The sequence below is a fragment of the Hymenobacter coalescens genome (assembly GCF_054783195.1).
Genome location: NZ_BAAGRA010000016.1, coordinates 82,123 through 104,347, shown reverse-complemented (window position 1 = coordinate 104,347; position 22,225 = coordinate 82,123). Strand labels below are relative to the sequence as shown.

Sequence of the window (22,225 nt, the reverse complement as noted above, 5' to 3'; positions counted from 1 at the left end):
ACCTTAGCTCCACTTCTCACCCGATGAAATCCTACTTATTATTTGCGTCGTTGCTGAGCCTGAGCGGCCTGCTCGCCGGCTGCGACGACGATGACCCCACGACCGTGGAATGCGTGGAAGCCACCGTTATTGGTCGGCACTGCAACCAGAATTCCGGCTCTTACGGCTTCGTGCTAAACTTGTCGCAGCCTAATACCAACGCCCAGGCCTGGATCGACTCGCTCGGTAATCAGTATTCCTTCACCGTCACGGCCATCAACCTGCCTGCGCAGCTGCGCCAGCCCGGCAAAAAAGTCTACCTGGTCGCCCGCCAGGCCACCGACGCCGACAAAGCGGCCCTGGGGACGCGCACTACTCAGTGCGCCGCACCACCACCCCTGGTTTTCCTGGAGCTGGTGCAAGACAAGCCCTGCCAGTAAGGCCACAAGTGGCCGATCTAAACGCAAAGGGGAGTGGCTGTTCGCACCAGTCGAACAGCCACTCCCCTTTGCGTTGGGCCGATGCCCTTCCGCTACGCAGCCGGCGTCTGGATGGCGGGCGGCGTCGGATTGTACTGCGGCGTGGCGGCCTGGTGCTCGGCGGCGCGCTTGCCTTTGTCGTCCTTCATGTCGCGGCGGTTGAAGGGACGGATAATGAGGCGCAGAGCCTGATCGGCGCTGAAGTAGCTGAAGGCCCAGTCGACGAAGGCCACCACCTTGTTGCGGAAGCCCACCAGCGTCATCAGGTGCACGAACAACCAGGTTAGCCAGCCGAAGAAGCCGTTGAAGTGCACGTTTTTGGGCAGGTCCACCACGGCCTTGTTGCGGGCCACAATGGCCATGACGCCCTTGTTGTTGTACACGAACGGCTCCGGCGGCTGCCCCTTGGCGAGGCGCCGGAAGTTTTCGGCCAGGTGGTCGGCCTGCTGCTGGGCCACGGGCGCCAGCATGGGCAGGCCCTTGGGCATGTCCTCGGTCACCATGTTGGCCACGTCGCCGATGGCAAACACATTGGGCAGCCCTTCCACCTGGTTCCAGCGGTTTACGGTGATGCGCTTGTTGCGCGTGACCACCGCCTCGGGCACGCCCGGCAGCGCGGCCCCGTTCACGCCGGCGGCCCAGATCAGGTTTTCCGTCGGGATAAAGTCCGTGTCGGAGTAGTAGGCGCGGCAGTCCTCGAAGCGCTTAATGCCCGTGTTCAGGCGCACGTCCACGCCCAGCTCCTGCAGGTAGCGCAGCGCCTCCCGCTGCGACTTCGGCGACATCGGGCCCAGCAGGGCCGGGCCGGCCTCCACCAGGATGATGTTCATTTCCTTGAGGTCCAGCTCGGGGTAGTCCTTGGGCAGCACCGTGCGGCGCATCTCGGCCAGGGAGCCGCTGATTTCGACGCCCGTGGGGCCGCCGCCCACCACCACGATGTTCATCAGCGCCTGCCGCTGCGCGGGGTCTTCCTTGAGCAGGGCCTTCTCGAAGTTCTGGAAGATGTAGCTGCGCAGGTTCAGGGCATTGGGAATGCTCTTGATCTGCATGGCATTGCGCTCAATGCTCTCGATGCCGAAAAAGTTGGTGAGCGAGCCGGTAGCAATGACGAGGTAATCGTAGCTGATGTCGCCGATGTTGGTGTGCACCGTGTTCGAGGCCGTGTCCACGCGCTCCACGTCGGCCATGCGGTAGAAGAAGTTCTTCTGCCCGGCAAAAATCTTGCGGATGGGGTAGGCAATGCTGTCGGCTTCCAGGGCGCCGGTGGCTACCTGGTAGAGCAGCGGCTGGAAGTTGTGGTAGTTGTGGCGGTCGATGACCACGACCTGCACCGGGTCGTGCTTCAGGGCTTGCGCGAGGCGCAGGCCCCCGAAGCCGCAGCCGATGATGACCAGGCGCGGGTGCGCCGATTTCGGAAGGTTCGTATCCATAAGGCAAACCTGGGTTGAGACGGGCCAAAGTAAGCCCGCGGTGGCACAATGCGGCCTGATTTGACTTTACCGGAAAACGGCCTGGGTGGTTACGAACCACGGCGACGCGAAGCCCTGCCTGCTACCCCAAAAACGACACTGCCCGAAACCACAGCTAGTGGTTTCGGGCGGTGTCCATGAAATGGTTCGTTGCGCCGGGCCGAAGAGCTATGGCGTTCTTCGTCCCTTGGCCCCGCAAGAACACGACGAGAGTCGGTGCTACTCGTCTTTCTTCTTGAACTCGCCGTTTTTGATCTGCTGGATGAGCTGCAGCCAGCTGAACGGGTTCAGCAGCGGGTTGTTGGAATACGGGTTCGGGGCCACACCCATGCGGCGCTGCTGGTCGAGCTGCTGCGCCTGCATGGTCTGCCGGTAGTTGGCCATGCTGGTGACGGGCGCGTTCAGGAAAATGCGCCGCATGATCTGCTCATTGAGGTTTTCGGCGGTGCGGGTGCCGCGCTCCTGGGGCAGCTTCAGGGCCAGGAAGGCGCGCTTGAAGTCCTTCTCAGTTACGTACGGGAAAATACGCACCTCGGGGAGCACCGTCGCGTCTTCCTTGAGCTGCACAATCACCGAGTAGCTCTGGCGCGGGTAGTCGGGCGGAATGACCACGTACTGGTTGCGGTAGCCCAACGAGCGGATAACAATGGAGTCGCCGGCCAGCACGGGCAGCGAGAAGTACCCATAAGCATTGGTGGCGGTGCCGCGGCCGGCCTTGGGCAGAAACACGGTGGCGCCGGGCACGCCCAGCAGGGAGTCGCCGGTGGCTACGATGCCCGAAAACTGCACGACCTGCCGCTGGCCCTGCGCCCAGGCGTCGGGGGCAGGCAGCAACGCGGCGGCCAGCACGAGCACCGACGACAGCAGGAAGGCGCGGAGGGTATGGCGAAAACAGACAATCAAGGGCATGTCGGCGGGAGGCGGTATAAGCAAAGATAAGGCTCTTTTACGAGGCTTCGGGCGGGCTCGGCGTACCTTCGTCGCCAAGGGCCGCCGGCTATAGAACCCGGCGGCTAGTCAAAAGATGCGCCTCAAACACTTTTCCGTTGCATTCGGCCTCAGCTTATACAAAGCCCTGGGCGACGAGTCGCGGGTGCGCATCCTGCATTTGCTGTGGCGCAACCAGGAAATGTGCATTTCCGACCTCGAGCAGGTGCTGGATTTCACCCAGACCAAGGTCAGCCGGCAGCTGGGCTACCTGAAAAACGCCGGCCTGGTCAATTTCCGCCGGCTCGACAACTGGATGTTTTATTTCATCAAGGAGGAGTTTGCCGAGCTGCTGCAGCAGCATCTGGGCTACATGGAGCGCGACGCGCAGCTGGTGCAGGACCAGAAAACCTACCAGACGCTCTGGTCGAATCGGGAGCTGGCCGCGTACAAGCTGCAAAACCGCCACTGGACCGGCACGCCGCGCCCCTGAAGCCCATGAAGTACCAGCACCACCTGTTCGTTTGCACCAACCAAAAAAGCGACGTCGGCAAGGACGTGGCCAAAGCCATCAAGAAAGAGCTGAAGAAGCAGGACCTGAAAAGCCTGCTGCTCGGCGGCAAAAAGCGCAAGAACCGGGTGCAGACCGTGGGCTGCCTCGACGTGTGCAAGCACTGCAAGAAAGGCCCCGGTGCGGCCCTGGTGGTGTACCCCGAGGGCATCTGGTACGGCGACGTGCAGCCCAAAGACGCCGACGCCATCGTGGCCGAACACCTGGGCAACAACAAGCCAGTGAAGCGGTTAACCTTTGAGCCCTAGCCCGTCCACCGCCTGCCCGAAATTATTCATTGCTCCTTGATCCTTGTTCATTGAAAGCTTACCGCCACCTCTTTTTTGACCTCGACCACACGCTGTGGGACTTTGAGCGCAACGCCGACGAGACGCTGCGTCACCTCTACGAGCACCACGCGCTGGGCCGCTTCGGCACGTTCACGGCGGACGAGTTCATCAGTCGCTACAGCGAAATCAACCACGCGCTGTGGCGCCTGTACCAGGGCGGCAAAATCGACCAGCACCAGCTGCGTAACGTGCGGTTTGTGCGCACCCTGGCCAAGTTCGGCGTGCCCGAAGAAGAGGTGCCGGCCACCATCAGCCGCGACTTCACCGACATTCTGCCGCAGAAGTCGGCGGTATTTCCCTTCACCTACGAGGTGCTGGATTACCTGCAAGGCCGCGGCTACGCGCTGCACCTGATTACCAACGGCTTCCGGGATATTCAGCACGTGAAGCTCGACTCCTCGCGGCTCACGCCCTACTTCCGGGAAATCGTGACCAGTGAGTGCAGCGGCTGCCTGAAACCCGACCGCCGCATCTTCGAGCACGCCCTGGAGCGGGCCGGCACCACCGCCCGGGAAAGCCTGATGATCGGCGACAACCTCGAATGCGACGTGCTGGGCGCCTACAACGCCGGCATCGACCAGGTATACTTCAACCCCGCCCAGCGCCGCCACACGGCTGAGGTGACCTACGAAATTAGCTGTTTGAGCGAGTTGAAGGGCTTTTTGTAATGGAATCAGCAAGCGCCACGCCGCGTGGTAGCAAGCTGAAAGCATAGAACCGCGTGACCATGCGGCAACAACATGTTGCCGCTGAAGCGGAGGCTTCTGCGCCTGACCTACGACGCTGGGTGTGCATCTATCCTTATCAAGAGTCGCCCGTCAACACGGAGCCCTACTTGTTTGCGGTCTATGATTTCGAATTGCCGACGGCAGAAATGGCCGAGTACGAAGGCGACGAAGACCTGATTATGACCAGCCGACGGCGTTATTATCTCAACAGCATCGCCGAGTTGGATGCCTTGCTGGAAAAGCTTGCTGTGACTCCCGCCCTATTTGATGCACCTTGGCGTGCGGATTACCCTTTGTAGCCACGTTGCACAATCCATTCTTTTACCTTTACCCCCTCAACGCGAACCATCGACATTCCCCGCTATGGCCAACGGCTTTTTCAACGTCCCCGCCCCCAAGAATGAACCCGTGAAGGGCTACGCCCCCGGCTCCCCCGAGCGCGCCGAGCTCAAGGCCATGCTCAAGGAGCTCAAGAAGCAGGAGCGCGACATTCCCATGTACATCGGTGGTCAGGAAGTGCGCACGGGCAACACCCAGCGCATCAGCCCGCCCCACGACCATAAGCACACCCTCGGCCACTTCCACCTCGGTACCGCCGAGCACGTGCAGCAGGCTATCGACGCGGCCCTGGCCGCCCGCCCCCTGTGGGTCGAGCTGCCCTGGCAGGAGCGCGCCGCCATCTTCCTGAAAGCCGCCGAGCTGCTGGCCGGCCCCTACCGCGCCAAGCTGAACGCGGCTACCATGCTGGGGCAGAGCAAGAATGCCTTCCAGGCCGAAATCGACGCGGCCTGCGAGCTGATCGACTTCTTCCGGTTCAACGTGCACTTCATGCAGCAGATCTACCAGCAGCAGCCCGAGTCCGCACCCGGCATGTGGAACCGCCTGGAGCACCGCCCGCTGGAAGGCTTCCTGTTCGCGCTGACGCCGTTCAACTTCACCTCCATTGCCGGCAACCTGCCCTCCGCGCCCGCCATGATGGGCAATGTGGTGGTGTGGAAGCCCGCCAACACCCAGATTTACTCGGCCCAGGTGCTGATGGAGCTGTTCCAGGACGCCGGCGTGCCCGACGGCGTCATCAACCTGGTGTACGTAGACGGCCCCACCGCCGGCGACGTCATCCTGAAGCACCGCGACTTCGCCGGCATCCACTTCACCGGCTCGACGGGCGTCTTTAACAACATCTGGAAGACCATTGGTGAGAACGTGTCGCGCTACAAGGCTTACCCGCGCGTGGTGGGCGAAACCGGCGGCAAAGACTTCATCCTGGCCCACCATTCGGCCAACGCCAAGGAAGTAGCTACGGCCATTACCCGCGGGGCTTTTGAGTTCCAGGGGCAGAAGTGCTCGGCCGCCTCGCGCGCTTACATTCCCTCGAACCTGTGGGACGAAGTGCGCCAGTACCTCATCGAGGACCTGAAGTCCTTTAAGATGGGCGACGTGGAGGACTTCTCGAACTTCATCAACGCCGTTATCAGCGAGGCTTCGTTTGATAAGCTGGCCAAGTACCTCGACAACGCCAAAAACGACGAGGGCGTGGAAATCCTGGCCGGTGGTGGCTACGATAAGTCGAAAGGCTACTTCATCGAGCCGACCATCCTCGTAGCCCAAGACCCGCAGTACGTGACCATGTGCGAGGAGCTGTTCGGCCCGGTGCTGACGCTGCACGTGTACGATTCGCAGCAATTCGAGAAGACTCTGGAGCTGGTGGATGGTACCTCGCCCTACGCCCTCACGGGCGCCATCTTCGCCAAGGACCGCTACGCCGTGGACCTGGCTACCCGCAAGCTGGTGCACGCGGCCGGCAACTTCTACATCAACGACAAGCCCACCGGCGCCGTGGTGGGCCAGCAGCCCTTCGGCGGGGCCCGCGCCTCCGGCACCAACGACAAGGCCGGCTCCATCCTGAACCTGCTGCGCTGGGTGTCGCCGCGCACCATCAAGGAAACCTTCGTGCCGCCCGTGGATTACCGCTACCCCTTCCTGGGCGTGGACAACCACGAGGATTTGAACGTGACCGGCAAGGGCGGCTTCTAAGCCCCCTGGCTGGTAGAAAAGGAAAGCCGCTCCGGGTAACCGGGGTGGCTTTTTTTGTTGTATCGTTTGTCGGATCTACCGGATATCGGGGCTAAGCTGCGGTGGCTTTTGCAGCTTCACCCGCTTGTAAAGTTCAGCCAGCGGCAGCGTGATGCCCAACGTCGACAATTCCAGCTCATCCGTCAGCGAGTCATACACGCGCAGGCTCCATTCGTCGGCCGCCCGCGTCAGACAGTCTACCCAGCAGTAATCCTGCCGGATCAGCACGTAATGCTGCAGCGACGGCAGCCGTTGGTATAGCCGCAGCTTGCTGGTGCGGTCGTAGTCGGCCGTTTTGGGCGAAAGAACCTCGATGATGACCGACGGGTGGCGCAGGATGCGGTCCGAGGCCAAGTCTTCATCGTGGCAGGATACTATTACATCGGGATATAGATAGCATTCGGAACTGATTTCGACCAAGGCGCCGTCGATAAACGCCTCGCAGACGTCCGGATTCAGCCGGTTCATCAGCGCCATGTAACTGTTGCCCAGCACCCGGTTGTGCGGCAGCGAAGCCCCGGACATGGCGAATATTTCGCCCCGGTAATACTCGTGCCGCACCTCCGACACCTCTTCCAGCGCCAAGTATTCTTCTACCGTATAAATACGCTTATCAGGTTGAGGATGAGCCATAGCCCGGGAGAGGTTGAAAGGATGGCAGAGGTTCGCAAACTGGCGTCATTCGTTAATGTTTGGTGTCGTCAGTCACCCCGCCGCGCAGTTTCTCCAAAGATACGCCGCGCTACCTCTGGGATTCGTTGCACCCCCCCGGTTTTCGTCCTACCTTTGCCGCCAATGCCTTTTTTCAACAGCACTTTCCACTCTTCTGTCATGCTGTTAGCCACCACCGCTGCTTACCAACCGGCCGATTATCTGCCGATTCTAATTCAGTTTGGCCTCGCCCTGGCCTTCGTCGCCTTCTCCATGGTGGCTTCGCACCTTATCGGCCCGAAGCGCCACTCCAAGGTGAAAGACTCGTCGTTCGAGTGCGGTATCGAGTCAGTGGGCAACGCCCGCACCCCGATTTCGGTGAAGTACTTCCTGACGGCCATCCTCTTCGTGCTCTTCGACGTGGAGGTCATTTTCATGTACCCCTGGGCCGTGAATTTCCGCGAGCTGGGCATGTTCGGCTTCGTCGAGATGCTGATGTTCATGGGCCTGCTGCTGGCCGGCTTCCTCTACATCATCAAGAAGGGCATCCTGAAGTGGCAGAACTAAGCTGGGTTTAGAGCCCCGAGGCTGGAACCAAAGCTGAAAAGCAGCTTCTCTGAGTTCTAGTCTCTTAGTTCTAAAACCGCTGGCAAACCTTTATTTCCGGGTCGATGTTCGGAAAGGTGGAGTTGCCGCCGCGCTTACTTCCCCAACCAGAGACCATTCCTCATGAGTGATATCCGCGTTCCTGAAATCAAGACCGTAGCCGCGCCCGAAGGCATCGAAGGCGCCGGTTTCTTCGCCACGTCGCTGGACAAGGTGGTGGGCATTGCCCGCGCCAACTCCCTGTGGCCCCTGCCCTTCGCCACCTCCTGCTGCGGCATCGAGTTCATGGCCACCATGGGCGCCCACTACGACATTTCGCGCTTCGGCTCGGAGCGTCCGTCGTTTTCGCCCCGGCAGGCCGACCTGCTGATGGTAATGGGCACCATCGCCAAAAAGATGGCTCCCATCGTGAAGCAGGTGTACGAACAGATGGCCGAGCCCCGCTGGGTGCTGGCCATGGGTGCCTGCGCCTGCTCGGGCGGCATCTTCGATAGCTACTCCGTGCTGCAGGGCATCGACCGCATCATCCCGGTCGACGTGTACGTGCCCGGCTGCCCGCCCCGCCCCGAGCAGGTGCTGGAGGGCCTGATGCGCGTGCAGGATCTGGCCAAAAACGAGTCGATTCGCCGCCGCAACTCGCCCGAGTACCAGGCGCTGCTCGAGTCCTACAACATTAAGTAGTCGGTAGTAGGTGGTAGGTAGTTGGATTTGTCAATGGGCACCGGCCCGGCAGTTTTGTCCTACTACCTACTACCCATTGCCTAATACCCGAATATGACTGACCTCAACACCTCGCCGGCAGCTCAGAAAAAGGCGGCTGACTATGTGAAAGCCCACGCGGCCATCAGCAACGAGCAAATCCTCGCTCGGCTGCAGGAGCTGTTCGGCGCCGACACGTTTTCGGACGTGGGAGAGCAATACGGCCTGCTCACGGCCACCGTCAGCCGCGAGAAGATTCACGAAATCATCGACGTGCTCCACGGCGAGGAGCAGCTGCAGCTGAATTTCCTGACCACCATGTGCGGCGTGCACTGGCCCGAAAACGAGGGCAAGGAGTTGAGCGTGGTCTACCAGCTGCACAGCCTCGTGAACAACATCCGGCTGCGCCTGAAAATTTTCTTCCCCATCCAGGACCCGGTCGTGCCCACCCTCACGGACGTGTACGCCACCGCCAACTGGATGGAGCGCGAAGCCTTCGACTTCTACGGCATCATCTTCACCGGGCACCCCAACCTCATCCGCATCCTGAATGTGGAGGACATGGACTACCACCCCATGCGCAAGGAGTACCCGCTGGAAGACGGCACCCGTGAAGACAAAACCGACCTGTTCTTCGGCCGATAGATTTTGAGTAGTAGGTATTAGGTAGTTGGTAGTCGGACAGAGTTTTCAAACGCCCGGCCAACCTCATCCTAATACTTAATACCAACTACCAACTACCACTCAACATGGCAACGAACGACGCCCTTACCGCGACGGGACATATACACCACGAGGCTGCCCAACAGCAGCGCGGCGTGATGGTGACCAAAACCGAAGACTTCGGCCAGGAGCTCACCACGCTCAACCTCGGGCCGACCCACCCGGCCACGCACGGCATTTTCCAGAACATCCTGCAAATGGATGGCGAGAAAATCATTTCCGGCGTGCCCACCATCGGCTACATCCACCGGGCATTCGAGAAGATTGCCGAGCGGCGCCCCTTCTACCAGATTACGCCGCTGACGGACCGGATGAACTACTGCTCCAGCCCCATCAACAACATGGGCTGGCACATGACGGTGGAAAAGCTGCTGGGCATCGAGGTGCCCAAGCGTGCCCAGTACATCCGCGTCATCATGATGGAGCTGGCCCGCATTGCCGACCACCTGGTCTGCAACGGCATTCTGGGCGTGGACACCGGCGCGTTTTCGGGCTTCCTCTACCTGTTTGAGGAGCGCGAAAACATCTACGAAATCTACGAGGAGGTCTGCGGCTCGCGCCTCACGACCAACATGGGCCGCGTGGGCGGCATGGAGCGGGACCTCTCGCCGGTGGCCATCGAGAAGCTGCGTACCTGGCTGAAGCGCTTCCCGGCGGTGATGCGCGAGTTCCAGAACCTGTTCGACCGCAACCGCATCTTCATGGACCGCACCATCAATGTGGGTCCGATTACCGCGGAGCGCGCCCTGAACTACGGCTTCACCGGCCCCAACCTGCGCGCCGCCGGCGTCGACTACGACGTGCGGGTGATGAACCCCTACTCCTCGTACCAGGACTTCGACTTCGAAATTCCGGTGGGCACCAACGGCGACACCTACGACCGGTACCTGGTGCGCAACGAGGAAATCTGGCAGAGCCTGCGCATCATCAACCAGGCCCTCGAAAACCTGCCGGAAGGCCCCTACCACGCCGATGCTCCGCACTACTACCTGCCCCCCAAGCAGGAAGTGTACCGCAACATGGAGGCTTTGATCTACCACTTCAAAATCATCATGGGCGAAATCGACGCCCCGGCGGGCGAGGTGTATCACTCCGTGGAAGGCGGCAACGGCGAGTTGGGCTTCTACCTGATTTCGGACGGCGGGCGCACGCCCTACCGCCTGCACTTCCGCCGGCCCTGCTACATCTACTACCAGGCTTACCCCGAAATGGTGGTAGGCTCGACCCTCTCCGACGCCATCATTACCCTGAGCTCCATGAACGTCATTGCTGGCGAGCTGGACGCTTAACCCTGCGCTTATGGAATCGACAACCGCGCCCGTAAAGCCGCAATTCTCCGAAGCCGCCAAGGCCGAAATTGCCCGCCTGTTTACGCACTACCCCGCCGAGCGCCGCAAGTCGGCCCTGCTCCCGCTGCTGCACATTGCGCAGGCGGAGTTTGGCGGCTGGGTAAGCCCCGAGGTGCAGGATCTGGTGGCCGAAACCATCGGCATCCTGCCCATCGAGGTCTATGAGGTGTCCTCGTTCTACACCATGTTCAACCTCAAGCCGGTGGGCAAGCACGTGCTGGAAATCTGCCGCACCGGCCCCTGCATGCTGCGCGGCTCGGATGAGCTGACGGCCCAGCTGGAGCGCATCACCGGCGCCAAGGTTGGCGGCACCTCGCCCGACGGCCTGTTTACCCTGAAAGAAGTGGAGTGCCTGGCCGCCTGCGGCACGGCGCCCATCGTGCAGGTGCGCGAGAAGTACTACGAGCAGCTGGATACGCCGGAAGCGGTGGACGCCATGCTCTCGGAGCTTCGCAACCTGGTGCACCGCCCGCTGCTGCCCTGGGAGCAGACCGGCCTGCAGCACACCCAACAATAACCTCAAGTATAGACCGTCATGGGCCGCAAGCTACTGACCGAACATATTAACGTCCCCGGCATCGACTCCTTCGAGGTATACCGCAAACACGGCGGCTACCGCTCGGTGGAGAAGGCCCTGAAGACGATGACCCCCGACGAAGTGGTGGAAGAGGTGAAGAAGTCGGGCCTGCGCGGCCGCGGCGGCGCCGGCTTCCCCACGGGCATGAAGTGGAGCTTCCTGGCCAAGCCGGAAGGCGTGCCGCGCCACCTAGTGTGCAACGCCGACGAATCGGAGCCCGGTACTTTCAAGGACCGCCACCTGATGTCGAAGCTGCCGCACCTGCTCATCGAGGGCATGATTACGAGCTCGTACGCGCTGGGCGCCAACACCTCGTACATCTACATCCGCGGGGAGCTGTTGTACGTGCTGCGCATCCTGGAAAAAGCCATTGCCGAGGCCTACGCCAACGGCTTCCTGGGCAAGAACATCCTGGGCTCGGGCTACGACCTGGACTTGCACGTGCACCCCGGCGGCGGCGCCTACATCTGCGGTGAGGAAACCGCTCTGCTGGAGTCGCTGGAAGGCAAGCGCGGCAACCCGCGCAACAAGCCCCCGTTCCCGGCCGTGCAGGGCCTCTACGCCCGCCCGACGGTAGTGAACAACGTGGAATCCATTGCGGCAGTCGTGCCGATTGTCAACGACGGCGGCGAGGAATACGCCAAGCTGGGCGTGGGCAAGAGCACCGGCACCAAGCTGATTTCGGCCTGCGGCCACCTCAACAAGCCCGGCATCTACGAAATCGAGCTGGGCGTGCCCGTGGAGGAGTTTATCTACTCCGACGAGTACTGCGGCGGCATCTGGAAGGGCCGCGACCTGAAGGCCGTAGTGGCCGGCGGTTCGTCAGTGCCGATTCTGCCCAAGGAGCTGATCCTGAAAACGGCCGCCGGTGAGTCGCGCCTGATGACCTACGAGTCCCTGTCCGACGGGGGCTTCGTGACCGGCACCATGCTGGGCTCGGGCGGCTTCATCGCCATGGACGAGACGACCTGCATCGTGCGCAACACCTGGAGCTTTTCGCGCTTCTACCACCACGAGTCGTGCGGGCAATGCTCGCCCTGCCGCGAGGGCACGGGCTGGCTGGAAAAGGTGCTGCACCGCCTCGAGCACGGCCACGGCCACATGCACGACATCGACCTGCTGGTAAGCGTGGCCAAGCAAATCGAGGGCAACACCATCTGCCCGCTCGGCGAAGCCGCCGCCTGGCCGGTAGCCGCCGCCGTGCGCCACTTCCGCCACGAGTTCGAGTGGCACGTGACCAACCCCGCCGAAGCCACCCGCCCCGGCGCCTACTACTCGTCGAAAGCGGCGGTAGCGGTTTAACTTTACTGTAGAACTTTTCGCTCCCCTATCGGGAGTTCTGAAAATGGCTAAAATAACCTTCGACGGCATTGAGGTAGAAGTACCGGACGGTACCACTATCCTGAATGCAGCCCGCAAAATTGGGGGCAACATCGTGCCGCCGGCCATGTGCTACTACACCCCCATCAAGGGCACGGGCGGCAAGTGCCGCGCCTGCTTGGTGAAGGTGGCAGCCGGCTCGGCCAAGGACCCGCGCCCTATGCCCAAGCTGGTGCCCTCGTGCATCACCACGGTGCAGGACGGCATGGTGGTGGAAAACACCACCAACCAGTCGGTGCTCGACGTGCGCAAAGGCATCGTGGAGATGCTGCTCATCAACCACCCGCTCGACTGCCCGGTTTGCGACCAGGCCGGCGAGTGCGACCTGCAGAACTTCGCCTTCGAGCACGGCGTGGCCACCACCCGCTACGAAGAGGAGCGCCGCACCTTCGAGAAAATCGACATCGGCCCCTACATCCAGCTGCATATGACGCGCTGCATCCTGTGCTACCGCTGCGTGTACACGGCGGATCAGCTCACGGAGCGCCGCGTGCACGGCGTGCTGGGCCGCGGCGACGCCGCCGAAATCGGCACCTACATCGACAACATCATCGACCAGGACTTCTCCGGCAACGTCATCGACGTGTGCCCGGTGGGCGCCCTGACCGATAAAACGTGGCGCTTCAAGCAGCGCGTGTGGTTTACCAAGCCGGTAAACGCCCACCGCAACTGCGAAAATCCGAAGTGCGCGGGCAACGTGGTGCTCTGGTACAAAGGCAAGGACGTGCTGCGCGTCACGGCCCGCAAGGACGAGTACGGCGAGGTGAAGGAGTGGATCTGCAATACCTGCCGCTTCGAGAAAAAGGAAACCTCGGACTGGACCATCGAGGGACCCTCGCACATTCAGCGCACCTCGGTCATTTCGGCCAACCACTACGAGCTACCGGTGGTTAACCCGCAAGTCATTGCCGACCTGCCCGAAAGCTCGGTCCGCGACCTGGAAAACAACCCGCCGCTGAAGTTAGGCAGATAGTTGTCAGTTGTCGGTTGCTAGTTGTCAGACCCGTTCTGATGGCTCCAGCAACTGACTGACAACGGACAACTCGCAACTGACAACTACATGGAAATTCCCGCCCTGGCCTGGCAAGGCCTCGTTATTCTGGCTGTCTTCGGCATCACGCTGCTGATTGCGACCTACTCCACCTACGCCGAGCGCGTGGTGGCGGCCTTCCTGCAAGACCGCGTGGGCCCGGACCGCGCCGGCCCTTACGGCCTGCTGCAGCCCCTGGCCGACGCCGTGAAGCTGTTCACCAAGGAAGAGTTCTTCCCCGCCGGCTCCAACCGCGGCCTGTTCATCTTCGGGCCCTGCCTGGCCATGACCACGGCCCTGATGGCCTCGGCCGTCATTCCCTTCGGCAACACCATCCTGCTGGGCGACGGTACGGCTATCCGCCTGCAGGCCATTGAGGTCAACATTGGCATGCTCTACGTGTTCGGCGTCGTGTCGCTGGGCGTGTACGGGCTGATGATTGGGGGCTGGGCCTCCAACAACAAGTTCTCCCTGCTCGGCGCCGTGCGCGCCGCTGCGCAGGCCGTGAGCTACGAGCTGGCCATGGGCATGGCGCTGATTGCCCTGCTGATGGTGACCGGTACGCTGAGCCTGCGCGAAATTGCCCTGCAGCAGTACAGCGGCCTCTGGAACATCGTGTACCAGCCGCTGGGCTTCATCATCTTCTGCGTGTGCGCCTTCGCCGAAACGAACCGCACGCCCTTTGACCTGCCCGAGTGCGAAACCGAGCTGGTGGGCGGCTACCACACCGAGTATTCCTCGATGAAGATGGGCCTCTACCTCTTTGCCGAGTACATCAACGTGTTCGTGGCTTCGGCCGTGATGAGCACGCTGTACTTCGGCGGCTTCAGCTTCCCGGGGGAGCACCTGCTGCGCAACGCGCTGACGTCGTCGCAGGGCGAGCTGTTTGCCCACAACATGGTGACCATTCTCGGCACGGTGGTGCTGTTCGCGAAGATCTTCTTCTTCATCTTCTTCTTCATGTGGGTGCGCTGGACGCTGCCGCGCTTCCGCTACGACCAGTTGATGCGCCTGGGCTGGACCATGCTGTTTCCGCTGGCCATCCTGAACATCCTGCTGACCGGCGCTTTCATCCTGCTGAAGCCCTACCTCTTCGGCTAAGTCCGCCGCGCGAACCAACACGTGCGCACTACTTCCGACCTCATCATGAGACTGACCAATAGAGCAAAGCACCTCGAGAAGAAGCCCATGACCTTCATGGAGCGGGCCTACCTGCCGGCGGTGCTGACGGGCATGGGCATTACGCTCAAGCACTTTTTCTCGAAGAAAGCCACCATCCGTTACCCCGAAGAGCTGCGCCCCATCGCGCCGACCTTCCGCGGCCTGCACGTGCTCAAGCGCGACGAGCAGGGCCGGGAGCGGTGCACGGCCTGCGGCCTCTGCGCTGTGGCCTGCCCGGCCGAAGCCATTACCATGGTGGCCGGCGAGCGGAAAAAAGGTGAGGAAGGCCTTTACCGCGAGGAAAAGTATGCCGTCAGCTACGAAGTGAACATGCTGCGCTGCATCTTCTGCGGCCTCTGCGAAGAAGCCTGCCCGAAAGCGGCGGTGTACCTGCAGGCCGACAAGATGGCCCCGCCCCGCTTCGAGCGCGACGAGTTCATCTACGGCAAGGACCGCCTCGTGGAGCCCGTCGACCCTAACGCCCGCAGCAAGCGTGGCATTCAGCTCACGGCCGAGCAGGCCGAAGCCCTGGCCCGCCGCATGGCCGGCATGGATGCTTAATTCCCTGACGGCCCTGTTTTCCTAGTACCGAAGCCCCGCGCCTCTTCTCCCCTATGGGTACCTCCTTATTTTACTTCCTGACGTTTGTGGCGCTGCTCAGCGCCTTGGGCGTGGTGTTTGCCAAGAACCCGATTCACTCGGTGCTGTTCCTGATCCTGACGTTCTTTGCCATTTCGGGGCACTACCTGATGCTGAACGCGCAGTTTCTGGCCGCCGTGAACATCATCGTGTACGCCGGCGCCATCATGGTGCTGTTCCTGTTCGTGATTATGTTCCTGAACCTGAACGCCGACACGGAGCCCCACAAGTCGGGCCTGGCCAAAATCACCGCCGCCATTGCCGGCGGTCTGCTGCTGCTGGTCCTCATTGCAGCCCTGCGCAACGTGAACCCAGTGGGCGCCGACGCGGCTACTTTCGACTCGCAGATCGGGATGGTCAACCGCCTGGGCCTGGTGCTCTACCAGCAGTACCTGCTGCCATTCGAGCTGGCTTCGGTGCTGTTCCTGGTAGCCATGGTGGGCTCGGTGATGCTGGGCAAGCGCGAAACCGGGGAGCGAAACTTCTAAGCAGCCTCCGTTTGGAAACCGAAAAGCAGCGCCCATAAATTGGGCGCTGCTTTTTTTTGTAAGTGCTATGGAGGAAATCACGCTTTACAAATCGCGCTGGCAAGCCATCCGGATCATGTTGCTGTGCTCGGTGTTCGTGCTGGGCGGCATCTGGCTGCTCCTGCAAACGGATGCACCGCGCTGGGTGGGCTGGGCGAGCGTGCTGTTTTTCGGCCTGGGCTACCCGCTGGGCATTTACAATCTGCTGGACCGCCGGCCGCTGCTCATCGTCAACAACATCGGGCTGTACCACCGGGAGGCGCACCGGGAGCTCATCAACTGGGAGCTGATCCAGGATGCGTACCTGGCCGAGGTACACAAGCAACAGCTGCTTTGCCTGGTAGTGCCGCCCGACTTTGAGCCTTCTACCCGCAAAGGCAAGCTGGCGCAGCAACTAGGTGGCGTGTCCCGAGCCATGGGCTTTCAGGAACTAACGCTGCCGCTGAGTGCTACGGGCGTGGATGCCCCAAAATTCCTGGAGTTGGTGCTGCTACTGAAAGACGCCGCCCCCACCACCCGCCAAAACCTGCTGCGCGCATTCGTTGGGTAGCAGGCGGCGCCCGGTGCATCCCCCAGCGCGCCAGCGTGTTCTGCTGGCCCCTGAGCAGCGTCAGCTTTAAGTCTGATCCTAGTCATTATTGTCTGCGCTGCTAGTCCTGACTTTCGTCTATTCCAATTCCCTCCCGAAAGTCAATTCCATGAATACCATTCAGATCCAGAGCGGCAGCCTGCTGGCCGGCCAGCACGCGCCCGTTGGCGAACAGAAAGGCCTCGTGCTCTTCAGCCGCAACGGGCAGAAAGTGCTCTACAAAACCTTCCGGGCCGGCGAAGTAATGCCCACGCACCATTCGGCCGACGAGGTACTGGTGACGGCCCTGGCGGGTCAGCTCGAGCTGGAGTTGGGCGGCACGCATACCCTGCTCGAGGCCGGCGACTACCTCATCATTCCGGCCGGCGCGCCCCACGCCCTGCGCTGCCTGGAAGATGCCAAGCTGATGATTTTCCGCTAGGCCGACCGGTCTTCGACGGCCTTAAAACCCCGCGCGGCCCCGATCAATCGGGGCCGCGCGGGGTTTTATTCTGCCTGGGTGGATGGAACGGCTGGCGGCTCGGCCATGCGGGCCCAGGGCGGGCTGCAACGACGCATTTTCTGGCGGAATTTCTCGCGTTCCTCCTCGCTCATGCCCTGCATGCGCGACTCCATTTTGTGGCGCCAGTGTTCCTGTGCCTTGGCGCGCCAGGCGCCGCCCGCGCCGCCTCGAAAGCCGCCAAACAGGATTTTGCTGAGCACCAGCAAGCCCAGGGCTTGCCAGAAGCTGATGATGGGCAGGCCGAAAATGGCGGGCATCAGCCAGTTCCAAAGCGCCATGACGGCGAAGCTAGCCAGGGCAATGAAAGCTACTATAGCGAGCAGGAAGCGCAAGCCGCGCAGCAGCCAGAAGTTGCGGTTCATGGGAATGGGAGTTGTCTGTTGTCAGAAGGTAGCGTTGTCAGGACGTTGCGGTATCAGCGAGCTGACCACCGGCAAAAGTTATCCGACAACTAATCCAGGAAGAGGTCGGCGTAAAGCGCCTGCAGCTTGGTGCGGAGCTGCAACACCGCGTAGTGCTTGCGCGAAATCAGGGTTTTGAGCGGTACGCCAGTTTCCTCGGCCATCTGCTTGAAGCTCTTGCCTTCGAACTCGTGCCAGACGAATACCTGGCGCTGGGCCGGGGGCAGCTCATCGAGGGCGTCGAGGATGGCCTCCATGATGGTTTCGCGGGCCATGGCCGTCTCGGTCGAGTCGTCGGGGGCGGGCAGCACGTCGGCCAGCAGCAGGGGCTCGTCCGAGTCGGCTGCCGAGTGGTAGACCGCAGCTTCTTCCAGCGAAGCGGCTTTGGGTCGGCGGTACCGGTCGATGATCTTATTGCGGGCCACCCGGAACAGCCAGGCGGCCATCTGCTCCACGGGCTTCACGAGGCGGTAGCTCTGCACCAGCTCGTAGAACACGTCCTGCAGCACGTCCTCGGCGTCGGCCTCGTCGGGAATGCGGCGGCGGATGAACGAGAGCAGCTTGCCCCGTTGCTCGCGCACGGCCTGCTGCACCCGGTCGTTTTGCTCGGTCATGGCCGCGCTGGGGGGAAGTATGGTCAGTGCCTGTTCCATTCTGCTGGGGAAGACGCAGGCCCCGGCAAATTACTTTACCGGCCCGGGAAAATTTTCGCCGCCCGCGGCGAACGACCCGTCCTGCTCCCGTTTACCGGGCGGCCGTCCCGTCCGACCTCGACCAATAAGGCCAGTTTTCCGTGTGCGTTTTCCAAGTTTCGGGCTACCTTTGCCCGCTAATTGGCCCCAGTATGTTGTGGGCTTTTTTCCGCCGTTACCCCGTCCTGAATGGAACAGACGATACCGGAAGTCATTCGCACCATCCCGCTGCAGTACTACGTGTTCTTCGCCACGGCGCTGTTTAGCATCGGCGTACTGGGGGTGCTGACCCGGCGCAATGCCATCATCATTTTCATGTGCGTGGAGCTGATGCTCAACGCCGTCAACGTCCTGCTCGCGGCTTTCTCGGCCTACCGCGCCGATCCGAACGGGCAGGTCTTTGTGTTTTTCATCATGGCCGTAGCCGCCGCCGAAGTTGCCGTGGGCCTGGGCATTATCGTGATGATTTTCCGCAATACGCAGAACACCGACGTCAACCTGCTCGACCGGTTAAAATGGTGAGTTAAATGGCTAAATGGCTGCATTGTTAAATTGTTAGTCGTTCAACGACAGCAATTTAGCCATCCAGCAATTTAACAATTCAAAATATGGCTGAACAAGCGCCCCTCGCCGTCTTTGGCGGCTCGCCGCTGCTCTACATTCTCATTCCGCTGCTGCCGTTTCTGGGTTTCCTGCTCAACGGCCTGCTCAACCGCCGGCTTTCGGGCACGGTGGCCGGGCTGATCGGCAGCGCCGCCGTGCTGGGCTCGTTCCTGATTTCGGTAACGCTGTTTCTGCGGTTTCAGGCCAACCCCGTGCCCTACGTGGTGCACCTGTTCGACTGGATTTCGGTGGGCTCCATGCACATTCCGTTTTCCTACCAGATCGACCAGCTCAGCCTGATCATGCTGCTGCTGGTGACGGGCGTGGGCTTCCTGATCCACGTGTACTCCATCGGCTACATGCACCACGACGTGAACGTCGGGAAGTTCTTCAGCTTCCTGAACCTGTTCGTTTTCTCGATGCTGCTGCTGGTGCTCGGCGCCAACTACGTGATTCTGTTCATTGGCTGGGAAGGCGTGGGGCTCTGCTCCTACCTGCTCATCGGCTTCTGGAACCAGAACCACAACTACAACAACGCCGCCAAGAAGGCCTTCATCATCAACCGCATCGGCGACCTGGGCTTTCTGCTGGGCATCTTCCTGATCTACCAGACTTTCGAGTCGGTGCAGTACGGGGAGGTATTCCAGAAAGCCGCTGCCGGGCAGTTTGGCCCCTACACGGTGGGCATCGTCACGGTGATTACACTGCTGCTGTTCGTGGGCGCCATGGGCAAGTCGGCCCAGCTGCCGCTCTACACCTGGCTGCCCGACGCCATGGCCGGCCCCACGCCCGTGTCGGCGCTGATTCACGCCGCCACCATGGTGACGGCCGGCATCTACATGGTGCTGCGCTCCAACGTGCTCTACACCCTCTCGCCCGACACGCTCGACGTGGTGGCCTGGATCGGGGCGCTGACGGCCCTGTTCGCGGCCACCATCGGCCTGGCCCAAAACGACATCAAGAAAGTGCTGGCGTATTCCACCGTTTCGCAGCTGGGCTACATGTTCCTGGCGCTGGGCGTGATGGGGTACAGCTCCTCGCTGTTTCACGTGCTCACCCACGCCTTCTTCAAGGCCCTGATGTTCCTCGGCGCGGGCTCGGTGATTCACGCCATGAGCAACGAGCAGGACATCCGCCGCATGGGTGGCCTGCGCAAGGCCCTGCCGGTGACCTTCTTCACGTTCCTGATCGGCTGCATTGCCATCAGCGGCATTCCGCCCTTCTCGGGCTTCTTCTCCAAGGACGAAATCCTGGCCCACGCCTACGAGCACAACAAAGTGCTGTGGGCCATCGGCCTGCTGACGGCCTTCCTGACGGCCTTCTACATGTTCCGCCTGCTGTTCCTGACCTTCTTCGGCGAGTTCCGCGGCACCGAGGAGCAGAAGCACCGCCTGCACGAGTCGCCGGCCACGATGACCTTGCCGCTCATCATCCTGGCCGTGCTAGCAGCCATTGGCGGTTTCATGAACGCCCCGCTGGTGCTGGGCCGCGGCTACCTGGCCGATTTCCTCGCCCCGCTGTTTGCCTATTCGCGGCAGATCAACCCGGCGGCCTTCAGCGGTGAAATCGACCACGCTACCGAGTACATGCTCATCGGCCTTTCGGTAGCGGCCGGCGTGGCGGGCATCGCGCTGGCGTACGTCATGTACGTGGCGCGCCGCACCCGCCCGGCCGAGGACGAGCAGCCGCGCGGCTTCCTCGAAAACCTGGTGTACCACAAGTACTACGTCGACGAACTGTACAACACCCTGTTCGTGCGGCCCTCCATGTTCCTCTCGCGCGGCCTGCACGACTTCGTGGAGAAGCGCGTGGTGGACGCGGGCGTCAACGGCGTGGGCCGCGGCGTGTTCGGCGGCTCGCAGCTGCTGCGCAACCTGCAAACCGGCAAGGTGGAAACCTACCTGCTGCTGATGGTGCTCGGCATCGTGGTGGTACTGGCCCTGAATTTCGTGCGGCTCTAACCCGAAGCGCTGCCCCGGTTGGGGTAGCATCGAAGTCCTGTTTTCCTCAAGAAGATACTCGCAGCTTAAACCTCGTGGCGCTCTGGCCCGCTGCCGTAGCATCACTCCCCGACAAAAATGCTGACTGCCCTTCTGCTTATCTGGCCCGTGGCCGCCGCCCTACTGCTGCACTTCGTGCGTGGTGGTGCTGCGCGGGCGCTGGCCTTTGGCGCTTCGCTGGTGGAGCTGGCGCTGGCCGTGTACATGGCCTTCCAGTTTCAGACCAACTACTCCGTGCCGCACTTCGAAATCAACTACCCGTGGTTGGCTTCGGCGGGCATCAACTTCCACATCGGCGTTGACGGGCTGAGCCTGCTGATGGTGCTGCTCACCACTTTCCTGGTGCCGCTGATTTTGCTGGCCTCCTTCCGCCACGACTACGAGAACCCCTCCGTGTTCTACGCGCTGGTGCTCTTCATGCAGACGGGCCTGCTCGGCGTGTTCCTGTCCATGGACGCCTTCGTGTTCTACTTCTTCTGGGAAGTAGCGCTGATTCCGATTTACTTCCTGGCCGGTGTGTGGGGTGGCGAGCGGCGCGTGGCCGTCACGCTGAAGTTCTTCATCTACACCGTCGTCGGCTCGCTGCTGATGCTGGCGGGCTTCGTGTACCTCTACTACATGACCGGCACCAACGGTGCCGTGCGCAGCTCCGACCTCGATGCCTTCTACAACCTGCGCCTTTCCGCCCAGGAGCAGTCGTGGGTGTTCCTGCTCATCTTCTCGGCCTTCGCCGTGAAGATGCCCATCTTCCCGCTGCACTCCTGGCAGCCCGACACCTACGAGCAGGCGCCCGCGCCGGCTACCATGCTGCTGTCGGGCATCATGCTCAAAATGGGGATTTACGGCACGCTGCGCTGGGTGTTCCCGGTGGTGCCGCTGGGCGTGAGCCAGTGGAAAGACGCCGTGATGGTGCTGGCCGTTATCGGCATCATCTACGGCGCGCTCATTGCCATCCGCCAGCGCGACGTGAAGCGCCTGATTGCCTTCTCCTCGCTCTCGCACGTGGGCCTGATGATTGCCGGCATGTTCTCCTTGACGGACGTAGGCCTGCAGGGCACCGTAATTCAGATGCTGGCTCACGGCGTGAACGTGGTCGGCATGTTCTTCATCGCCGACGTAATTGAGCGCCGCACCGGCACCCGGCAGATTCCTGAGTTGGGCGGCCTGACCCGCGCCACGCCGCTGCTGTCGGTGACCTTCCTGGTGCTGCTGCTCGGCACCGTGGCCCTGCCGCTCACCAACGGCTTCGTGGGCGAGTTCCTGCTGCTGATGGGCGTGTACCGCTTCAACCCCTGGCTGGGCGCCGTGGCCGGCCTCACCATCATCTTCGGCGCGGTGTACCTGCTGCGCATGTTCCAGCGCGTCATGCTCGGCCCGGACTCCTCGTTCTCCAGCGTCATCCGCGACCTGACGGGCGCCGAGCTGGCCGTCTTGGTGCCGCTGGTGGTGCTCGTGTTCTGGATCGGCCTGTTTCCCGGCACCTTCCTGCACATCTCCGAGCCGGCCATCAACCTGCTGCTGTTGAAGATCAACCGCTAAGC

26 protein-coding genes are annotated in these 22,225 nt (G+C 61.7%); 21 read left to right on the top strand and 5 right to left on the bottom strand.

The window, feature by feature from the left end; all coding sequences use genetic code 11:
- Positions 1-23 precede the first annotated feature (23 nt).
- On the top strand, positions 24-419 hold the full coding sequence (locus ACYVKQ_RS11900) for a hypothetical protein (protein WP_460675556.1): 396 nt from the start codon (positions 24-26) through the stop codon (positions 417-419).
- A 92-nt stretch (positions 420-511) separates the two neighbouring features.
- On the opposite strand, the gene ACYVKQ_RS11895 is transcribed toward ACYVKQ_RS11900, so the two are convergent.
- Complete coding sequence (locus tag ACYVKQ_RS11895) at positions 512-1,888, bottom strand: NAD(P)/FAD-dependent oxidoreductase (protein WP_460675555.1); 1,377 nt, start codon at positions 1,886-1,888, stop codon at positions 512-514.
- A gap of 258 nt (positions 1,889-2,146) precedes the next feature.
- Positions 2,147-2,836, bottom strand: a complete 690-nt coding sequence (locus ACYVKQ_RS11890) for a carboxypeptidase-like regulatory domain-containing protein (RefSeq protein ID WP_460675554.1) — start codon at positions 2,834-2,836, stop codon at positions 2,147-2,149.
- A 115-nt stretch (positions 2,837-2,951) separates the two neighbouring features.
- Between ACYVKQ_RS11890 and ACYVKQ_RS11885 the strand changes: the two genes are divergently transcribed.
- From ACYVKQ_RS11885 to pruA, 5 genes are all read left to right on the top strand, one after another.
- The gene (locus ACYVKQ_RS11885; protein WP_460675553.1) at positions 2,952-3,347 is read left to right on the top strand and encodes an ArsR/SmtB family transcription factor; all 396 of its coding nucleotides are present in this window, start codon (positions 2,952-2,954) and stop codon (positions 3,345-3,347) included.
- 5 nt (positions 3,348-3,352) lie between these two features.
- Positions 3,353-3,673 carry a (2Fe-2S) ferredoxin domain-containing protein gene (locus ACYVKQ_RS11880; RefSeq protein WP_460675552.1) on the top strand — a complete coding sequence of 107 codons (321 nt, stop codon included), beginning with the start codon at positions 3,353-3,355 and terminating at the stop codon, positions 3,671-3,673.
- Between the two features lie 50 nt (positions 3,674-3,723).
- On the top strand, positions 3,724-4,422 hold the full coding sequence (locus tag ACYVKQ_RS11875; RefSeq protein ID WP_460675551.1) for a YjjG family noncanonical pyrimidine nucleotidase: 699 nt from the start codon (positions 3,724-3,726) through the stop codon (positions 4,420-4,422).
- Positions 4,423-4,481: 59 nt separating this feature from the next.
- On the top strand, positions 4,482-4,781 hold the full coding sequence (locus tag ACYVKQ_RS11870; protein ID WP_460675550.1) for a hypothetical protein: 300 nt from the start codon (positions 4,482-4,484) through the stop codon (positions 4,779-4,781).
- Positions 4,782-4,845: 64 nt separating this feature from the next.
- On the top strand, positions 4,846-6,516 hold the full coding sequence (gene pruA / locus ACYVKQ_RS11865) for an L-glutamate gamma-semialdehyde dehydrogenase (RefSeq protein ID WP_460675549.1): 1,671 nt from the start codon (positions 4,846-4,848) through the stop codon (positions 6,514-6,516).
- A gap of 75 nt (positions 6,517-6,591) precedes the next feature.
- Here pruA and ACYVKQ_RS11860 read toward each other — a convergent pair whose 3' ends face one another.
- Entirely contained in the window at positions 6,592-7,188 is a 597-nt protein-coding gene (locus ACYVKQ_RS11860; protein WP_460675548.1) for a Uma2 family endonuclease, read from the bottom strand.
- A 198-nt stretch (positions 7,189-7,386) separates the two neighbouring features.
- Here ACYVKQ_RS11860 and ACYVKQ_RS11855 point away from each other — a divergent pair, with 198 nt between their 5' ends.
- The 12 genes from ACYVKQ_RS11855 (at position 7,387) to ACYVKQ_RS11800 (ending at position 16,907) form a co-directional block, all read left to right on the top strand.
- Entirely contained in the window at positions 7,387-7,773 is a 387-nt protein-coding gene (locus ACYVKQ_RS11855) for an NADH-quinone oxidoreductase subunit A (protein WP_460675547.1), read from the top strand.
- A 162-nt stretch (positions 7,774-7,935) separates the two neighbouring features.
- Positions 7,936-8,493: an NADH-quinone oxidoreductase subunit B gene (locus tag ACYVKQ_RS11850; RefSeq protein WP_460675546.1), complete on the top strand. Its 558-nt coding sequence runs from the start codon at positions 7,936-7,938 to the stop codon at positions 8,491-8,493.
- A 93-nt stretch (positions 8,494-8,586) separates the two neighbouring features.
- On the top strand, positions 8,587-9,156 hold the full coding sequence (locus tag ACYVKQ_RS11845) for an NADH-quinone oxidoreductase subunit C (RefSeq protein ID WP_460675545.1): 570 nt from the start codon (positions 8,587-8,589) through the stop codon (positions 9,154-9,156).
- A gap of 176 nt (positions 9,157-9,332) precedes the next feature.
- On the top strand, positions 9,333-10,523 hold the full coding sequence (nuoD, locus tag ACYVKQ_RS11840) for an NADH dehydrogenase (quinone) subunit D (RefSeq protein ID WP_460676075.1): 1,191 nt from the start codon (positions 9,333-9,335) through the stop codon (positions 10,521-10,523).
- Between the two features lie 10 nt (positions 10,524-10,533).
- Positions 10,534-11,100, top strand: coding sequence for an NADH-quinone oxidoreductase subunit NuoE family protein (locus ACYVKQ_RS11835; RefSeq protein WP_460675544.1), 567 nt, complete (start codon positions 10,534-10,536; stop codon positions 11,098-11,100).
- A gap of 18 nt (positions 11,101-11,118) precedes the next feature.
- Complete coding sequence (nuoF, locus tag ACYVKQ_RS11830) at positions 11,119-12,462, top strand: NADH-quinone oxidoreductase subunit NuoF (protein WP_460675543.1); 1,344 nt, start codon at positions 11,119-11,121, stop codon at positions 12,460-12,462.
- Positions 12,463-12,505: 43 nt separating this feature from the next.
- Entirely contained in the window at positions 12,506-13,513 is a 1,008-nt protein-coding gene (locus ACYVKQ_RS11825) for an NADH-quinone oxidoreductase subunit G (RefSeq protein ID WP_460675542.1), read from the top strand.
- A gap of 87 nt (positions 13,514-13,600) precedes the next feature.
- Positions 13,601-14,671 (top strand): NADH-quinone oxidoreductase subunit NuoH, encoded by a 1,071-nt coding sequence (nuoH, locus tag ACYVKQ_RS11820; protein ID WP_460675541.1) that lies wholly within the window; start codon positions 13,601-13,603, stop codon positions 14,669-14,671.
- Between the two features lie 45 nt (positions 14,672-14,716).
- Entirely contained in the window at positions 14,717-15,292 is a 576-nt protein-coding gene (locus tag ACYVKQ_RS11815; protein WP_460675540.1) for a NuoI/complex I 23 kDa subunit family protein, read from the top strand.
- 53 nt (positions 15,293-15,345) lie between these two features.
- A complete protein-coding gene (locus ACYVKQ_RS11810; RefSeq protein ID WP_460675539.1) occupies positions 15,346-15,858 on the top strand; it encodes an NADH-quinone oxidoreductase subunit J family protein in 513 nt (170 codons plus the stop codon).
- 67 nt (positions 15,859-15,925) lie between these two features.
- Positions 15,926-16,447 (top strand): STM3941 family protein, encoded by a 522-nt coding sequence (locus ACYVKQ_RS11805; protein ID WP_460675538.1) that lies wholly within the window; start codon positions 15,926-15,928, stop codon positions 16,445-16,447.
- 148 nt (positions 16,448-16,595) lie between these two features.
- On the top strand, positions 16,596-16,907 hold the full coding sequence (locus ACYVKQ_RS11800; protein ID WP_460675537.1) for a cupin domain-containing protein: 312 nt from the start codon (positions 16,596-16,598) through the stop codon (positions 16,905-16,907).
- 65 nt (positions 16,908-16,972) lie between these two features.
- On the opposite strand, the gene ACYVKQ_RS11795 is transcribed toward ACYVKQ_RS11800, so the two are convergent.
- Positions 16,973-17,350 carry a hypothetical protein gene (locus tag ACYVKQ_RS11795; RefSeq protein ID WP_460675536.1) on the bottom strand — a complete coding sequence of 126 codons (378 nt, stop codon included), beginning with the start codon at positions 17,348-17,350 and terminating at the stop codon, positions 16,973-16,975.
- 89 nt (positions 17,351-17,439) lie between these two features.
- Positions 17,440-18,042: an RNA polymerase sigma factor gene (locus ACYVKQ_RS11790; protein WP_460675535.1), complete on the bottom strand. Its 603-nt coding sequence runs from the start codon at positions 18,040-18,042 to the stop codon at positions 17,440-17,442.
- Between the two features lie 228 nt (positions 18,043-18,270).
- Between ACYVKQ_RS11790 and nuoK the strand changes: the two genes are divergently transcribed.
- The 3 genes from nuoK to ACYVKQ_RS11775 all read left to right on the top strand — a co-directional run bounded on the left by nuoK (position 18,271) and on the right by ACYVKQ_RS11775 (position 22,223).
- A complete protein-coding gene (nuoK, locus tag ACYVKQ_RS11785) occupies positions 18,271-18,603 on the top strand; it encodes an NADH-quinone oxidoreductase subunit NuoK (RefSeq protein WP_460675534.1) in 333 nt (110 codons plus the stop codon).
- 86 nt (positions 18,604-18,689) lie between these two features.
- Positions 18,690-20,645 (top strand): NADH-quinone oxidoreductase subunit L, encoded by a 1,956-nt coding sequence (nuoL, locus tag ACYVKQ_RS11780; protein WP_460675533.1) that lies wholly within the window; start codon positions 18,690-18,692, stop codon positions 20,643-20,645.
- Between the two features lie 117 nt (positions 20,646-20,762).
- Entirely contained in the window at positions 20,763-22,223 is a 1,461-nt protein-coding gene (locus tag ACYVKQ_RS11775; RefSeq protein WP_460675532.1) for a complex I subunit 4 family protein, read from the top strand.
- Positions 22,224-22,225: the final 2 nt, after the last annotated feature.

What these genes read in the sequence shown, in the direction of transcription:
- ACYVKQ_RS11900 (WP_460675556.1), top strand. Translation starts at nt 24, where the DNA reads ATGAAATCCTACTTATTATTTGCGTCGTTGCTGAGCCTGAGCGGCCTG.
- ACYVKQ_RS11895 (WP_460675555.1), bottom strand. Translation starts at nt 1,888, where the DNA reads ATGGATACGAACCTTCCGAAATCGGCGCACCCGCGCCTGGTCATCATC.
- ACYVKQ_RS11890 (WP_460675554.1), bottom strand. Translation starts at nt 2,836, where the DNA reads ATGCCCTTGATTGTCTGTTTTCGCCATACCCTCCGCGCCTTCCTGCTG.
- ACYVKQ_RS11885 (WP_460675553.1), top strand. Translation starts at nt 2,952, where the DNA reads ATGCGCCTCAAACACTTTTCCGTTGCATTCGGCCTCAGCTTATACAAA.
- ACYVKQ_RS11880 (WP_460675552.1), top strand. Translation starts at nt 3,353, where the DNA reads ATGAAGTACCAGCACCACCTGTTCGTTTGCACCAACCAAAAAAGCGAC.
- ACYVKQ_RS11870 (WP_460675550.1), top strand. Translation starts at nt 4,482, where the DNA reads ATGCGGCAACAACATGTTGCCGCTGAAGCGGAGGCTTCTGCGCCTGAC.
- pruA (WP_460675549.1), top strand. Translation starts at nt 4,846, where the DNA reads ATGGCCAACGGCTTTTTCAACGTCCCCGCCCCCAAGAATGAACCCGTG.
- ACYVKQ_RS11860 (WP_460675548.1), bottom strand. Translation starts at nt 7,188, where the DNA reads ATGGCTCATCCTCAACCTGATAAGCGTATTTATACGGTAGAAGAATAC.
- ACYVKQ_RS11855 (WP_460675547.1), top strand. Translation starts at nt 7,387, where the DNA reads ATGCTGTTAGCCACCACCGCTGCTTACCAACCGGCCGATTATCTGCCG.
- ACYVKQ_RS11850 (WP_460675546.1), top strand. Translation starts at nt 7,936, where the DNA reads ATGAGTGATATCCGCGTTCCTGAAATCAAGACCGTAGCCGCGCCCGAA.
- ACYVKQ_RS11845 (WP_460675545.1), top strand. Translation starts at nt 8,587, where the DNA reads ATGACTGACCTCAACACCTCGCCGGCAGCTCAGAAAAAGGCGGCTGAC.
- nuoD (WP_460676075.1), top strand. Translation starts at nt 9,333, where the DNA reads ATGGTGACCAAAACCGAAGACTTCGGCCAGGAGCTCACCACGCTCAAC.
- ACYVKQ_RS11835 (WP_460675544.1), top strand. Translation starts at nt 10,534, where the DNA reads ATGGAATCGACAACCGCGCCCGTAAAGCCGCAATTCTCCGAAGCCGCC.
- nuoF (WP_460675543.1), top strand. Translation starts at nt 11,119, where the DNA reads ATGGGCCGCAAGCTACTGACCGAACATATTAACGTCCCCGGCATCGAC.
- ACYVKQ_RS11825 (WP_460675542.1), top strand. Translation starts at nt 12,506, where the DNA reads ATGGCTAAAATAACCTTCGACGGCATTGAGGTAGAAGTACCGGACGGT.
- nuoH (WP_460675541.1), top strand. Translation starts at nt 13,601, where the DNA reads ATGGAAATTCCCGCCCTGGCCTGGCAAGGCCTCGTTATTCTGGCTGTC.
- ACYVKQ_RS11815 (WP_460675540.1), top strand. Translation starts at nt 14,717, where the DNA reads ATGAGACTGACCAATAGAGCAAAGCACCTCGAGAAGAAGCCCATGACC.
- ACYVKQ_RS11810 (WP_460675539.1), top strand. Translation starts at nt 15,346, where the DNA reads ATGGGTACCTCCTTATTTTACTTCCTGACGTTTGTGGCGCTGCTCAGC.
- ACYVKQ_RS11805 (WP_460675538.1), top strand. Translation starts at nt 15,926, where the DNA reads ATGGAGGAAATCACGCTTTACAAATCGCGCTGGCAAGCCATCCGGATC.
- ACYVKQ_RS11800 (WP_460675537.1), top strand. Translation starts at nt 16,596, where the DNA reads ATGAATACCATTCAGATCCAGAGCGGCAGCCTGCTGGCCGGCCAGCAC.
- ACYVKQ_RS11795 (WP_460675536.1), bottom strand. Translation starts at nt 17,350, where the DNA reads ATGAACCGCAACTTCTGGCTGCTGCGCGGCTTGCGCTTCCTGCTCGCT.
- ACYVKQ_RS11790 (WP_460675535.1), bottom strand. Translation starts at nt 18,042, where the DNA reads ATGGAACAGGCACTGACCATACTTCCCCCCAGCGCGGCCATGACCGAG.
- nuoK (WP_460675534.1), top strand. Translation starts at nt 18,271, where the DNA reads ATGGAACAGACGATACCGGAAGTCATTCGCACCATCCCGCTGCAGTAC.
- nuoL (WP_460675533.1), top strand. Translation starts at nt 18,690, where the DNA reads ATGGCTGAACAAGCGCCCCTCGCCGTCTTTGGCGGCTCGCCGCTGCTC.
- ACYVKQ_RS11775 (WP_460675532.1), top strand. Translation starts at nt 20,763, where the DNA reads ATGCTGACTGCCCTTCTGCTTATCTGGCCCGTGGCCGCCGCCCTACTG.